12 protein-coding genes are annotated in these 15,259 nt (G+C 32.9%); 5 read left to right on the forward strand and 7 right to left on the reverse strand.

Annotation, left to right across the window (positions count from 1 at the left end; translation table 11 throughout):
- Positions 1-231: 231 nt before the first annotated feature.
- A complete protein-coding gene (locus BXU10_RS18405; RefSeq protein WP_078229011.1) occupies positions 232-2,619 on the reverse strand; it encodes an outer membrane beta-barrel family protein in 2,388 nt (795 codons plus the stop codon).
- A gap of 237 nt (positions 2,620-2,856) precedes the next feature.
- Here BXU10_RS18405 and BXU10_RS18410 point away from each other — a divergent pair, with 237 nt between their 5' ends.
- From BXU10_RS18410 to BXU10_RS18420, 3 genes are read left to right on the forward strand one after another with little or no spacing between them, the layout of a single operon-like run.
- Complete coding sequence (locus tag BXU10_RS18410) at positions 2,857-4,221, forward strand: sensor histidine kinase KdpD (protein ID WP_078229012.1); 1,365 nt, start codon at positions 2,857-2,859, stop codon at positions 4,219-4,221.
- Positions 4,218-4,907 carry a response regulator transcription factor gene (locus BXU10_RS18415; RefSeq protein ID WP_078229013.1) on the forward strand — a complete coding sequence of 230 codons (690 nt, stop codon included), beginning with the start codon at positions 4,218-4,220 and terminating at the stop codon, positions 4,905-4,907. The genes BXU10_RS18410 and BXU10_RS18415 overlap by 4 nt, the downstream gene beginning before the upstream one ends.
- Before the next feature lie 11 nt (positions 4,908-4,918).
- A complete protein-coding gene (locus BXU10_RS18420) occupies positions 4,919-5,338 on the forward strand; it encodes a hypothetical protein (RefSeq protein WP_078229014.1) in 420 nt (139 codons plus the stop codon).
- Positions 5,339-5,396: 58 nt separating this feature from the next.
- Here BXU10_RS18420 and bioB read toward each other — a convergent pair whose 3' ends face one another.
- The 3 genes from bioB to BXU10_RS18435 all read right to left on the reverse strand — a co-directional run bounded on the left by bioB (position 5,397) and on the right by BXU10_RS18435 (position 8,228).
- Positions 5,397-6,485 carry a biotin synthase BioB gene (gene bioB, locus BXU10_RS18425; protein WP_078229015.1) on the reverse strand — a complete coding sequence of 363 codons (1,089 nt, stop codon included), beginning with the start codon at positions 6,483-6,485 and terminating at the stop codon, positions 5,397-5,399.
- Positions 6,486-6,657: 172 nt separating this feature from the next.
- Positions 6,658-7,095, reverse strand: coding sequence for a hypothetical protein (locus tag BXU10_RS18430; protein WP_078229016.1), 438 nt, complete (start codon positions 7,093-7,095; stop codon positions 6,658-6,660).
- Positions 7,096-7,298: 203 nt separating this feature from the next.
- The gene (locus tag BXU10_RS18435; protein ID WP_078229017.1) at positions 7,299-8,228 is read right to left on the reverse strand and encodes a bifunctional riboflavin kinase/FAD synthetase; all 930 of its coding nucleotides are present in this window, start codon (positions 8,226-8,228) and stop codon (positions 7,299-7,301) included.
- A gap of 196 nt (positions 8,229-8,424) precedes the next feature.
- Between BXU10_RS18435 and BXU10_RS18440 the strand changes: the two genes are divergently transcribed.
- A complete protein-coding gene (locus BXU10_RS18440; RefSeq protein WP_078229018.1) occupies positions 8,425-11,094 on the forward strand; it encodes a reprolysin-like metallopeptidase in 2,670 nt (889 codons plus the stop codon).
- Positions 11,095-11,098: 4 nt separating this feature from the next.
- Here the strand turns inward: BXU10_RS18440 and BXU10_RS18445 are convergent, their stop codons facing one another.
- The gene (locus BXU10_RS18445) at positions 11,099-11,782 is read right to left on the reverse strand and encodes a ComF family protein (RefSeq protein WP_223255508.1); all 684 of its coding nucleotides are present in this window, start codon (positions 11,780-11,782) and stop codon (positions 11,099-11,101) included.
- Positions 11,783-12,015: 233 nt separating this feature from the next.
- Here BXU10_RS18445 and BXU10_RS18450 point away from each other — a divergent pair, with 233 nt between their 5' ends.
- A complete protein-coding gene (locus BXU10_RS18450; RefSeq protein WP_078225708.1) occupies positions 12,016-13,212 on the forward strand; it encodes an IS256 family transposase in 1,197 nt (398 codons plus the stop codon).
- A 552-nt stretch (positions 13,213-13,764) separates the two neighbouring features.
- Here the strand turns inward: BXU10_RS18450 and BXU10_RS18455 are convergent.
- Together BXU10_RS18455 and BXU10_RS18460 are read right to left on the reverse strand one after the other, a co-directional pair.
- Positions 13,765-14,424, reverse strand: a complete 660-nt coding sequence (locus BXU10_RS18455; RefSeq protein ID WP_123922049.1) for a hypothetical protein — start codon at positions 14,422-14,424, stop codon at positions 13,765-13,767.
- A gap of 4 nt (positions 14,425-14,428) precedes the next feature.
- The gene (locus BXU10_RS18460) at positions 14,429-15,130 is read right to left on the reverse strand and encodes a hypothetical protein (RefSeq protein ID WP_078229021.1); all 702 of its coding nucleotides are present in this window, start codon (positions 15,128-15,130) and stop codon (positions 14,429-14,431) included.
- Positions 15,131-15,259 lie beyond the last annotated feature (129 nt).

Consider the following 15,259-nt stretch of genomic DNA (forward strand, 5'->3'; position numbering starts at 1 on the left):
CTGTTCTATGTTTTTAAATTGACCTCAAAAACTTGATGGATTATTGTATTAAAAGAGAGTTTTTTTTTTAAGTAATCAAATTAAAGTAATGCGAAGTGATATTCAAAATTACATGGACATTGAAGTTTCAAAACCTACAGCTAAAAAAAAATGAAGCATTTAAAAATCTTATTTAAATTTTTAACTTGATTAAAACTTCAATACCTACATATATATAGAAATTGTCTTAAACTATAGTCTTTTTTGCTCTTCTGTTTGTTCTTTGTTTTTTTCGCTCAGTTTTTGATTTCCAATATTATATTTAAAACCTATTCTGAAATTTTGGCTATCACTGTAATCAGTAAAATAATTATACTGATTTGCATATTTACTGGTAACCGTTTGTTTTTCCCCGCGATAAACATCTGAAAAAATCGCAAAAAGCTCCCATTTGTCCTGAAATACCTTTTTTCGAAATGCAAAGTCTAAACTTGTAGATTGGCTAATAGTAAAAGTGCCCTGTACAGATCGGGAGTTGTAATAAAAATTGGCTTCGGCAGTAAAATCTTTTTTCTTGTTGAATGTAAATCGGTTATTAGTACTTCCATTATACTGCAAAAGTTTGTTTTGGTACAATTTTTCATCAACTCCCAAAAAAGTATCCTGAGTATAATTGACCCCGGTTTGAATTCCGGATTCCCACCAGTCAAAGAAAACCAGATTAGCATTGAATTCTAATCCTAAAGCAGTATTTTTTTCGATGTTGGTAAGATGATAGACAACCGTAGTCGTTTCATAATCCTGATATGAGATTTCCATTGAAGGATTTTTTTCGTGTCTGTAATACAAATCAAAATTGTATTTGTCTTTTAAAGTATAAGTCAAATCCAAATTATGAATGATGGTGGGTTGCAGTTTTGGATCCCCAACAAAATACGAATAGGAATTGTAATAAGATCGAAATGGGTTCATCCAGCTGTATTGCGGACGGCTAATTCGTTTTCCGTACGAAAATCCGATTTGATGATTTTCATTGGCTTTGTAAAGTGCATAGAAAGTGGGGAAAAATTTAAAATATTTTTGCTGGTTTATTTCAGTCACCGTAACCGAATTTCCTTTTAGCTGAGTATATTCTCCTCTTAATCCGGTTTTCAGCGTCCATTTTTCTATTTCTTTGTTATAGCTTGCGTAACCTGCAAAAATGGTTTCATCATATAAAAACTGGTTAGTTCTGGCTGTGTTTTCAATTAATTCGCCATTAATTTCATCTTTAAAAATGAGCTGGCTGTCTGCTTTTACTTTTCCAAATTTCATTCCCATCTCAATTCCGTTATTTTCATTCGCATAATCAGATTGTGCGGAAAAAAGCTGAATTTTTTGCGTGTTGTCGCTTACAAATCGAGTTTGTCGGTAAGGAGCATTGTCGGGTAATGAAAATGAAGAGAAAATATCCTGATTTTCATTGTAATAGTAATGTGTATAATCTGAAGAAAAAGAAAGTTTCTCTTTCTCCTTAAATTTATGATCGTAAGAGAAATTGTAATCATTATTTCGGGATGTTTTTTTTCTGTTGTTTTGAGTCACATACAGAGAATCCAGATTTCTGTTACGATCATAAATATAAGTTGGGACATTATAAAAACCATGAACATTTGGAGTCATAGAACCAGTGACCCCAAAAGAGATTGTATTTGAACTGTTTATTTCATATTCTGAATCCAGACGAAATGAATTTTGTGATGCCGATTTGTTTTTTCTTCTCATGATGCTTTCCCAAATCGAGTTGGTTTCGCCTGAATTATCCAAATAATGAATGAAATCTTCTCCTTCTCTTACATAAGTACCGCAGCCAAAAGTATAACGTCCCGACAATGAAAGTTTTTCTCCTTTGTAAATATGGCTTGTAGAAATATTTGCTTTTGCATAAATAGATTGTGTGTAAGAACCGCTCACCGTTCCTTTATAACCTAATTTTACATTTTTTTTCAACCTGATATTTAAAACTACTGCCCCTTGTGCCTCATATTTAGCAGGGGGATTTGTAATCACTTCAATTGATTTGACATCTTCACCGTTTGTGTTTTCTAAAAATTGCTTTAATTCATCACCCGTTAAATAGACTTTTTTGTCATTAATAGTGACCAGAATACTGTTGCTTCCACGAACAGTCAGATTGCCGTTGCTCATGGTAGTCACGCCTGGTGTTTTGCCCAGTATTTCCCAGGCATTATTAGTAGAAAGTGAAGAGTTTTCTACAGTAAATTCTATTCGGTCGATTTTTCTTTTTAGAATTGGTTTTGATGTTGTGATGGTAACATCATTTAGTATTTCCACATTTTGCTCCAGTGTAATCGGGGAGAGTTGGAGATCTGACTGTACATCAATATTGAGATATTTTTCAGGATATCCATAAGAGCTGATTTTCAAAATGTATTTTTCTTTTTCAACATTTATTATTTCAAAAAAACCTTTTTCATCTGTTTGAGTACTTTTATAAAATACAGAATCTTTTTGTTTTAATAGAGACACAGAGTTAAATTCTACGGGATTATTCTTAGAGTCCAAAATCGTTCCTGAAATTTTGTGCTGACCAATTCCGATAAGTGGAAGTAATACGATTAAAAAAATATAATGTTTCATGGTGTGATGATTTGTTAGGAGCAAATCTCTGAAACCTCTCTGGAGTATAGGGTTAATAGAGGGTTAATGATGGGTTAACGGGTTTTGTGTTATTTAGTTTCGAAAAAATGAAATAAGCTGAGCTCCCTATTTTTAAGACATTCATTTCAGCATTCGGTTAATAAAGGGTTAATCGGTTGTTTACTAAAAGCCGTAAAGAATTATTAAGGTAAATTTGTTTTTGTTAATTGTTACATCATGCAAAAAAAAAAGAAAATTGCGTATTTAATCGGGGCATGTATTTTTACGGTAATCGCATTGGCGGCTATTCAGGGTTATTTTATATACAATACTTATAAACTAAACGAAAGGGAAGTAAACACCAAAATCAGAAAGCAAATAACCGAGTTGGAAGACCATGCTGAATTCGATGCTATAAAAGACAGCTGGATGGGGCAAACAGGGAAATTGTCTGAAGGATATGTTTATAAAAAAATAGCAAAAAAAGAATATTTAAGACTTATTCAGAAAAATCAGGATTCCCTTTCCGATGCGATGAAACGATATATGGAAAAGTCTAAAAAACCGGGAGATTTTGAAATTGGTTACAGCGATTATTTAACGTCTCTGGTCATTATAAACAACAATAAAACGGATTCGGTTTACAATGGCAAGTTGTTGATTTTTGATAACAAAGTAAAAAGTAACAATGAAATTTCTTCTTCGACCGGAAAGTGGCAAAACACTAATGAATCAGAATCGGATAATCCGGGTGCTGTAAAAAGTAAATATGTGCTATCGTTAAAAACAGAACAATATTACAGTTTTGCAAGCTGGCAAAAAACGATTTTGGGTCAAATGGCAGGGTTGTTATTGTTTTCTCTGATCTTAATGTTTTTTGTTGTGTATCTGTATTATCTCTCTATTAAAAATTTAATTAACCAAAAACGGATTGCCGATATAAAAACAGATTTTGTAAACAACATTACACATGAATTTCAGACTCCTTTGGCCACAATGGATATTGCTGTAAAAACATTACAGCGAAAGGAAGATCAAATGTCGAAAGAAGAATATAAAACTACTTTATCTTTATTGGAAAGACAAAACAACAGGCTTCAGAAATTGTTTCAGCAGGTTGCGAATGTTTCAGTTAATCCAGTTGCTGATACAAGTTCTTCCATTGAAATAAGTTGTAAGGAAATTAAAGAAATAATAGACGATTTCAGACTTTCTAAACCTGATATTTTAATCTCCTGTCAGCAAATCAAAGAAATGATCACTTTAAAAATAGATCGTTTTCATCTCAATACAATTTTGATTAATTTTTTGGATAATGCTGTAAAATATGGTGCAACGCAAATAAATATTGAACTAAAAAGTATTGATAATAAATTTTTACTCAGTATAAAAGACAACGGAAAAGGGATTTCTCCAAAAGAACACATAGCTATTTTTGATAAGTTTTACAGAGTAGAAAAAGGAAATCTTCACAATACCAAAGGCCTTGGCTTGGGATTGTTTTATGTAAAACAATTAGTGGAAGCTTATCGTGGAGATGTAAAAGTAATTAGTGAAGAAAATAAAGGAGCTTTGTTTTTAATATCAATTCCGTTACAATGAAACATATTTTATTAGTTGAAGATGATTTTGATTACGCTTCAATTTTGAAACAGTATTTGGAGTTTTCAGGTTTTAAAGTATCCTGGAAAAAGAACGGTAAAGAAGCTTTGGAATCTCTTTTTTTGACTAAACCTGATATTTGTATTTTGGATGTAATGATGCCGCAAATGGATGGTTTTACTTTAGCAGAAAAGATAGTGGATCAATTTCCTGATACTCCTTTTGTTTTTTTAACGGCAAAATCACTGCAGCAAGACAAAATCAAAGGGTTGAAATTGGGAGCGGATGATTATATCGTAAAACCTTTTGAAGTAGAAGAATTAATTTTGAGAATAGGTAATATTTTAAAACGTTCTCAGAAAATTGAAGAAAAAATTGTTTTACAACAGAATTTCGCAATTGGCAGTTACATTTTTGATTATGAAAACTACTTACTCAAACACGAGACCATAACACATCGGATTACTGAGAAAGAAGCGCAATTAATCATTTTTTTACATGCGAACCGAAATAAACTTATTAAAAGGGAAGAAATTTTAAGGGAAATCTGGGGTAACGAAGATTTCTTTTCAGGCAGAAGCATGGATGTTTTTATCAGCAGGTTACGGAAATATTTTAGAGAAGATTCGACTATAAGTATTTCTAGTGTAAGAGGCCTGGGTTTTGAATTTAAGATTAACAATTAAATCAGAAGATTATGAAAATTATTATAGTACTTATATTTATGGCTATTAGTTTTTTAGCCAATTGCCAAAGTAAACCGACAGTGCCAAGTCCTCCAAAAATAAAAAAATCAGAAACAAAAACTACGAGTTCCAGTTCATCAGTATCGGTTCAGAATTCAGATTCATCTTATAGTTTTAAAGCCTCTTTTGGTTCTGATAAAAATGATAAAGTAAAAAGAATACTAATGGATCACCTGGATGAGAAATACTTGATTTCTAAAGGAGAAGTTTTGATTTGGAAAAAAATGGATGCAGATGAAATTGTCTATAGCGTCACTTTTAAAAAAGGCAGTTTAAAAATGCATGTTGACAAAGAATTAAGTTCCGGAAATGCGGTTAAAGAATTTGAAAAACTCGGAAATAAACTAAGAGAAACGATTTCAAATGATTAAAATAAAAAAATGCTTTTGACTCTTGTCAAAAGCATTTTTTTATGGATTAGAAGAAGTCTTAAACTTTTAGTTTTCCCGAAGCTTCAACGTTTCTTTCAATTGTATGCCCTGGTCTTGACCATTTTGGTTTTTCACCTAACGGAGCAAATTGAGAATCTGCTGCCTCAACCGTTTTAGGCTGTGATACTTTTGTAAAAGGTTTTTGCGGATTTAACCCCAATAACTCAAACATTTTCATGTCTTCATGTACATCAGGATTTGGCGTGGTAAGTAATTTGTCTCCTGCAAAAATAGAATTTGCACCGGCAAAAAAGCACATTGCCTGTCCTTCACGGCTCATATTGGTTCTTCCTGCTGATAAACGTACCTGTGTTTCCGGCATTACGATTCTGGTAGTGGCTACCATACGAATCATCTCCCAGATTTCAACCGGTTTTTCATCTTCCATAGGAGTTCCTTCTACAGCAACCAAAGCATTAATTGGCACAGATTCCGGTTGTGGGTTTAAAGTAGAAAGGGCAACAAGCATTCCGGCCCTGTCTTCGATGCTTTCTCCCATTCCGATAATTCCACCGCTGCAAACCGTAACATTGGTTTTACGAACATTTTCGATAGTATTTAAACGGTCTTCAAAAGCACGCGTAGAAATAACATCTTTATAATAATCTTCAGAAGTATCTAAATTGTGATTGTAAGCATATAATCCTGCTTCTGCCAGACGCTGCGCCTGATTTTCGGTAATCATACCCAAAGTACAGCAAACCTCCATATCCAGTTTGTTGATGGTACGAACCATTTCTAAAACCTGATCGAATTCTTCACCGTCTTTTACATTTCTCCAGGCAGCTCCCATACAAACACGCGATGATCCGCTTGATTTCGCACGCAAAGCCTGAGCTTTTACCTGACTTACACTCATTAAATCATTTCCTTCAACGCCTGTATTGTAACGGGCAGCCTGTGGGCAATAACCACAGTCCTCAGGACATCCTCCGGTTTTGATAGATAGTAATGTTGATACCTGAACTACGTTCGGATCATGTTTTTGTCTGTGAATGGTTGCTGCTTCATACAGCAAGTCCATCATAGGTTTATTATATATGGCGATTATTTCGTCTTTGGTCCAGTTGTGTTTTGTAATGCTCATTGCTACATTGTTTTTGAAGCTTCAAAAGTAGTTAAATTGTTCTAATCAACCAATGCTGATTTCTGTAAATGAATATTTGACAGTTATTTTCAAAAAAGAAACACCCTAAAATCATAGAATTGTACTTTTTTATGATTTTAGAGTGCTTAATGGCTCCTTTTATTTTCAAAAATTAATCGGCTATGTATTTGTTATTCCAGTATAACATCATCATCAAAGTAACAATTACAGAAGATGCCAGTCCTTCAAACAATAAACAAATACAATAAGTAGGTACCGAAGGGTTTCCTCCAAACATAAAAGTTTGTGATAAAGTTTCTACATAAGCGTCTCCGCCTCGTGCATAACTGTAAACCAGTAATCCAAAAACGCTCATCGATACTCCAACCACAGAGGTTGCCATAGCCGAAACAGCATTGGATACAAAATTAGTTTCTCCTTCGTGAAGGTTCATTTGCATGGTTCTGTTTACGCCATAAAAGATAAAAAATACATTTAGAGTACGTAAATAAAATAAATCTGCTAAGCCCAAAACATTCATGAGTAAAAAATAAATGCCTATTCCGAGGAATATTAAAGCCCCATTGGTTATTTCTTTAGGTAATTTCATGGTGGTTATTTTTAAAGAAGTTAATAGTAAATATTTGATAGACAGTAAAGTGTATTAAATTTACTAAAAATATAAATACGATGACTTAAAAATAACGAAAAGTATTTTTTTGAGTTTTCTGTATTTAGCAGAGTAATTTATGAATGGTTGTAAAAGAGGCTTTAAATGTTCTTGATTTATATTTAACTATTTGAAAAAACAGGCTATAAATTTTCTACAAATTCCAAGGCAGTTTTTTTGTCGAGATTCAATTGCTCTTTCAACAAATCAACCGAGCCAAATTTTTGTTCTTCGCGAAGATATTTTAACAATGAAATTTGAAGCTTTTCTCCATAAATAGCAGCATCGAAATCAAAAAGATTTACCTCGATTGTTTGTTTTTGCCCGTTTACAGTTGGATTGAAACCAATATTCATCATTCCGAAAACTTCTTTTTGATTAATAACAGTCTTTACAACATAAACACCATTTTTTGGAATCAGCTTGTAATCTTCTTCAATTTGAATGTTTGCCGTTGGGAAACCAATCGTTCTTCCTAATTGTTTTCCTTTTACCACTTCTCCGGTTAAAAAATAGGTGTATCCCAAATATTCATTGGCGAGAGCCATATTGCCATCCAGTAATGCTTTTCTGATTTTGGTTGAACTTACCGAAACATCCTGAATTTCCTGAGCAGAAATTTGTTCCACCTCAAAACCGTACTGAGCTCCAAAAGCAATTAAATTGTCAATATTAGCGGTTCTGTTTCGTCCAAAACGATGATCATAACCGATGATTATTTTTTGAATATGAAATTGATCTACTAAAATTGTGCTTACAAATTCTTCAGCAGTTAATCTCGAAAAACCTTCGTCAAAAGGGTGAATTACAAGATTTTCGATTTCTGTTTCTTTTAGAAGTCTCGATTTTTCAGAAATAGTATTTAAAAGTTTTATTTCTGATTTTTCCTGTAAAACCATTCTGGGATGCGGGAAAAAAGTCAGGACAAGACTTTCATATTTTCCGTTTTCAGTGTTTTGAGTAATTCTTTCCAGAATTTTTTTATGGCCAATGTGTACACCATCAAAAGTGCCAAGAGTTAAAATTGTTTTCTTGGTCGAGTGGAAATCGGTTATAGAATGAAAGAGCTTCAAAACAAATTATTTAAGATGCTGCAAATTTATACTATCTATTTGAAATCTGATAATAACCTGAATTGATTTTTTGAATTGATTTGGCTTGTTTTGTGAAAAAGGCCCACTTTGTCGATGTAAAATAAATATCTGTCGATAATAGATAAGATTCTGACTTAATTAATTTAATTTTGATTTCTTTAATAACTTTTTGATTATGAAAAAACAACTATCTTGTTTGCTGTTTCTTTTTTGTAGTATTACTATTCACGCTCAGACAAATATGCTTTGGGAGAAAGTTAATTCGCTTTCAGCTAAAAAAACAGATAATACTTCTTATCAGAATAAATTATATTATAAACTCAACATAAGCTTTCTGTCACAAAAGCTAGAAACCACTACGAATAAATCTTCAAAAAATGCAAATTCTGAGATCACTATCCCAAATGCAGATGGTGTTTTAGAACGCTTTATGGTTTGGGAGTCTTCTAATTTTGATCCTGTATTGCAGGCAAAATATCCAGATATAAGAGCTTACGAAGGAGCCGGATTAGATGATAAAACAGCAAAAATCCATTTTAGTGTGTCGCCAATAGGAGTTCAGACAATGGTACTTCGACCAGACAAGGCATCTGAATTTATAGAGCAAAATCCAGAAAATAAATCAGAATATGTTTTGTTTACATCAAAAAATAAGGATACTTCAAAATCGCTTATTTGTAAAACAAAAGAAGGAAATACCAACCGCATTTCTGTAAAAACTGCAAAAACAGCCTCTAATAATAAAGTATTCAAAACCCTTCGGCTGGCACTATCATGTACATGGGAGTATGCTGCTTTTTATGGAGGCACAAAAGCCGGGGCATTAGCCGGGATGAATGCCACTATGACAAGGGTTAATGCGGTTTTTAATAATGATTTGGCTGTAAAATTAATGATAATAGCGAATAATGAAGATGTTATTTATATCGATTCATCAGACCCTTATTCTCCAGCTGCAGCAGGTGCTAATGGAGCTTGGAACGTTGAGGTTCAAAAGACATTAACAAATGTTATTGGAAGCAATAATTATGATATTGGGCATTTATTTGGACGTTCAGGCGGTGGAGGAGATGCCGGATGTATTGGCTGTGTGTGCCAGGATCCTGTTTCATTGACTGATGAAAATGCAAAAGGGAGTGCTTTTTCATCTCCTTCAAATGCAATTCCACAAGGAGATACATTTGATATCGATTATGTAGCGCATGAAATGGGACATCAGTTAGGGGCAACCCATACTTTTTCTTACTCAATTGAAGGAACGGGGACAAATGTTGAGCCAGGCAGCGGCTCTACCATTATGGCGTATGCCGGAGTTACTGAGGATTATGATGTTCAAAGTAGTTCTGATGACTATTTCGCCTATGCCAGTATCCTGCAAATCCAGGATAATCTTGCTACCAAGACATGTCCCATAAGTACACCTGTAATTAATAATAATCCTCCAATTATAGCTGCCGGACAAGATTACACGATTCCATTGAGTACACCGTTTATTTTAACCGGAACAGGTTCTGATCCTGAGGGCGATAGCGTTACTTATTGTTGGGAACAAAATGACAGTGCTACGACAGCATCCGGAGATAATAGTATTGCCAAACCAACAAAAACAGATGGGCCATTGTTTCGTTCTCTTCCGCCAACCAGCTCAGCCGTTCGATATATGCCGAGTTTAAGTACAGTTCTTCAAAATAAATTAACTACAACATGGGAGTCGGTTTCATCTGTAGGAAGAAATCTGAATTTTTCTTTAACAGGAAGGGATAATGCTGCTTTAGCACCACCTCAGACTTATACAGATAATATGATTGTTACAGTTAACCCAACGATTGGGCCATTTGCAGTAACATCCCAAAATACAAGTGATATTGGATGGCAAAAAGGTTCTTTTCAGCCTGTCACTTGGAATGTTAACAGTACTAATACGTTGTCAGGCTCTGCAAATGTAAATATTAAATTGTCTATTGATGGAGGATTGACTTATCCAATTGTTTTGGCAGCTAATACTCCAAATGATGGTTCGCAGACAATTACTGTTCCATCAGATATTACCGCTACAAATTGCAGAATTTTAATTGAGCCAACGGGTAATATTTATTATGCAATAAATACAACTCCCTTCGCAGTAGGTTATACATCGGCTACGACTTGCACTTCTTATAATTTTGCCACTTCTTCTTTTAATATTCCTTTTGGGACAACTTTTACAACAAAAGCAGTAGTAGTACCAGCTTCATCAGGAATAGTTTCAGATGTAAATGTTGCAATAAACGTAACACATGCCCGCTTTTCAGATTTAGAAATTCAAATAGAGAATCCACAAGGCACAGTTGTGAAATTGTTTGATAAAGAATGTGCTTCCACTAATTCAACTTTAATACTTGGATATGATGATTCCGGAGCTAGTTTAGATTGTTCTCAAACAACGAGTCAGATTGTTTTACCGGCTGAATCATTAAGTGTTTTTAATGGGCAGAATCCACAGGGGACCTGGATTTTCAAAGTTCGTGATGCTGTTTCAGGAAGTTTCGGAACTATAAATTCAGCATCAGTAAATATTTGCACACAAACATTTACTTTAGACACATCTGAATTTGAAAAGACAGATTTTGCATTATATCCTAATCCAAACCAGGGTAATTTTACGATTGAATTTGATTGTGACTCTACTAAGGTCGTAGATGTAACTGTTCATAACATATTGGGTAAAAAAGTTTATAATAAAACGTTTGATAAAACAACTTATTTTTACCAAAATATTCAATTGCAAAATACGGTAGCAGGGTTATATTTGGTGACAGTAACAAATGGAGATAAAAAAATTGTTAAAAAGATAATCGTAAACTAAAAATTTACGAATTTGCCATCGCCATACAAACAATACTAATTTTTACTCCCGGAATTTTGAGCAAAGCTCTTGAGCAGGCTTCAAGTGTAGCACCTGTAGTAAGAACATCGTCAACGAGTAAAAAATGCTTGTTGCGATTTTGTTCTGAATAATTTACATCAAATACATTTTCTATCCCTTCTGACCGGCCCAGTAGATTTTTTTTGGATTGTGTTTTAGAATATTTTTTGCGAAACAAAATGGTATCATCATAGCCTATATTCAGCCCTTTAGCCAAAGCATTTCCAAAAGTGGTTACCTGATTGTAACCCCGTTCTCTGAATTTCTTTTGATGTAAAGGGACTGGTATTACAGCACTAAAAGGAGTTTTGAGTTGTATGTTTTTTAAGTCTTCAACATACCAGTTTCCCAGAACTGTTCCAATTTCTTCATTTCCTTTGTATTTCAAATTATGTATCAGTTCCTGAACCATTCCCTTTTTGTTAAAATATAAAAAAGCGGATGCATGTTCTATTTCAATTTTACCATAAAATTTCTTGACCGCTTCATTATTAGGGTCCAAATAATATTGTGTAAGAGGCATTTCATGGCGGCAGTTAGTACACAAAACGATTTCATTAGTCATTAAAAGAGAATGACATCCTGCACAAACTTTAGGGAAAAAAAGATTAATAAGGTAATTAAGCACTGTTGAATGATTTAGTTAAAAAACAGGAATACTATCATTTAAAGTCAGAGTATTATTATAGCGATAAAATACTATTGCCTTTTGAATAAATATAATTAAAATATTAGTTTTAATCAAAATATTTTTACAAGAAATGATTTTTTAGGTAGTGTCTCACTAACTGTGTAAGTAAAAAATAATGGGGTTTAATACCTCATTATTTTTTTGTTTAATTTTAAATTTTACACAGTCTTATGAAAAAAGAAGATTTATTATCCGCTGAATTTTTAAAACAATTCAAAACAGGTGAAGACCTAAATGGTTTTCTTGCAGAACTTCAAAAAAGAGGATTAGAAGCCATTCTTAATGGTGAATTAGATTCTCATTTAGGTTATGACAAACATGAAAAATCTAGTTCATCCAATTCTCGAAATGGTTTTTCCAATAAGAAAATAAAAACTTCATTTGGTGAGTCTCAGATTCAAATTCCCAGAGATAGGGAAGCTTCATTTAATCCTCTTATCGTTCCAAAACGTCATAGTATGATTGATGGTTTAGAGAATGTAATTGTTTCTCTTTATGCCAAAGGGATGAGCGTTAGTGATATTGAAGAACAGATTAAAGAAGTTTATAATTTTGATGTTTCTACATCTACTATTTCAAGAATCACTGAATCGGTTTCTAATGATATTATAGCCTGGCAAAATCGTCCTTTAGATGCTGTTTATTTAATAGTTTGGATGGATGGAATTGTCTTTAAAGTTCGAGAGAACTCAAAAGTGATTAACAAAACTATTTATCTGGCTGTTGGTCTGAACAGAGAAGGCAAGAAAGAAGTTTTAGGAATGTGGCTGGGTAAGAATGAAAGTGCCAGTTTTTGGTTAGGAGTTTTAACAGATTTAAAAGCCAGAGGTGTTGAAGATATATTAATTACAGCTACTGACAACTTAAATGGCTTTACTCAAACTATCAAAAATGTATTTCCAGAATCACAAACTCAAATCTGTGTAGTACATCAAATACGCAACTCAGCTCGTTATGTAGTCTGGAAAGATAAAAAAGAATTTTCCAAAGATATGAAGCAAATTTATGATGCTCCAACAAAAGATTCAGCTAAAGCTGCTCTTGAAGATTTTGCATCTAAGTGGAATCAGAAATATCCTTATGCCGTCAAATCTTGGCAGGAAAACTGGGAAGAACTCACTATCTTTTTTGACTTTCCGTTAGAAATTAGAAAAATCATTTACACAACAAATTTGATTGAAAATCTTAATGGAAAGATTAGAAAATACACTAAAAATAAATTGTCTTTCCCCACGGACGAAGCTGTTTTAAAATCGGTATATTTGGCTTTAAGAGAAGCTACTAAAAAATGGACAATGCCAATCCATAATTGGGGATTAATACTTAATCAGTTCTTAACTATATTTGAAAAAAGGGTTCAACTTTAATTAAAAAGCCAAACCCCGTTATTTTTAAACTTACACACTTTTTAGGACAGTGTCGATTTTTATTTTATAAGAACGTATCTAAAAACTTATTTCAAGTCAAAATTTATATGAAAAATATTTATAGGAGGAATTTCCAGATTTTGGGGTAATTGTTTTTTTTTAAATGTACGAATTGCAATAGAATTCTATTTCGGATCAAATGTTATAGTATTAAGACCTATCATATTTGTCTTGGGGGTAGATGAAAGATTTTAAGTTTGAAATTTATAATTTAAAAGGTTCTTCAACGTATTTCACTAATAAAAATATCAAAGTTTTCCGAGTCGCTTTGGGATTAGATATTCTTAATATTTCAAAAAAGATGAGCAATACTGCTTATCCTTAAATTATTTTACACTAATATTTACTCTATCTGACATGTTAGAAATGTAAAATCTCATATCACTAACGCTGAAACACTGTTAAAAAGGTGAATAATTTTGTTCACCTTTTTAATTTATTTTAGTTTCATGAATTGTTTAAAAGCCTTTTGAATGACAATGTTTTTTTAGATCATTGAAACTTATTCATTGCGCTTAATATTTCGTGGCTTTTAAGTGGTATAAATTTTTTTGTATAAATAAAAGATCCTTTATTCTCAGGATAAGTTATTATCATTTTGATGACTTCTGCTTTAAACTTGTCTTCAATCCCGGCAAACAAGACCAACGGTTTATTCTCTGTCACATTTTGGCGTAGAAATATCTCATACCTCTCGCCGTTTTTACTATTAGATATAACTTTTTTGATATTTTCCCCATTGTAAATGGTGTCTTTCATTTTATAATTTTCATTTTCAAGCCATTTATTGTGAAAATTAAATCCTAATTCTTTCTTTGCAAGCTGTATCCATGGAATATTTTTAGGATCTTTTTCTAGATTCTTTCCAATATCCTTATATTGTCTTTTTTTGAAGTCAATAAAATAATATGTGTCAACAGATTCTTTTACATCACTTTTATCATCAACAATAAATTCATCTAATCTCATTATTTTTTCAACAGCCAATTCCTTGTCAACAAAAATGCTGTCGTCGGGAAATGTGAAAGATTGAGCTCCTTGGCTTACAAGAGAGATCACATATACACCTTTTGTCTTTTCTCCGCTACGGCGATTTACAAAAAAAAGTACTAGGAGAATAACTGACACGATAGAGCAAGAAAATAATTTCATAGTATTAGTAATTTGTATATGCACCATTAGTATTTATCATCATGCTTACATTCACGTATTTGTTTGTACCATATTGAAATGATGATCCGTTCGGTATGCTTATGCGTCCGTTTACAAAAAAATAGGCACCCTCACTGCCTGCTACTACATTATGGTTGGTTTCTGTCCAGCTCAGAGGTCCTGAATTACCGCTCATATAACTAAAGCCGTGATATACACTTTTTATGCTGTACAACGTAAGATATTGTGTACTTGGACCAAGATTATAAACTTCAAAGTTTTCAAGCGAATACACACTAAACAATCCATTAATGTTGTATAGCATCGTCCATTGGAACTTCACTCTTGTAACGCTGGTCTGCCAATCTGATAATTCTACACTTGCGCCAAAATCAGCACTGTTTGTTGGAAATGGCGCAATTTGCATATAATCGCTCATTGTGTAGTCAGCCGTTTTAGCACTATTTTTAGAATTTACTACCGGCTCCTTTTTCGAAATATCTTCCCCCTTCAAATATTTGGAATCTTCAGGTTTTTCATCCAGATATTTCACAATTTTTTTCACCTGAGAAAGACTTAAAGTGCTTTTGTCAGGAACTTTCATAAGCCTGATAGCTTCAGCCTCTGCGGATTTGTTAGATTGCTCTCCGTCACTTGTACAGGATAAAAGCATACCTAAAATAAAAATAGAAATAATTTTCTTCATAGTTTTTAAATTAATTGGTTATTCAATAATTACACGATGTAATTTGTAAGTAAAAGTCTAATAACATCAAAATGGGTGGAAATATTTTTGTTAAAAAAAAACATAATTTCATAAGTTTTTATCTAATCA

The sequence above is a fragment of the Flavobacterium sp. LM4 genome (genome assembly GCF_002017935.1).
GTDB lineage: Bacteria > Bacteroidota > Bacteroidia > Flavobacteriales > Flavobacteriaceae > Flavobacterium > Flavobacterium chungangense.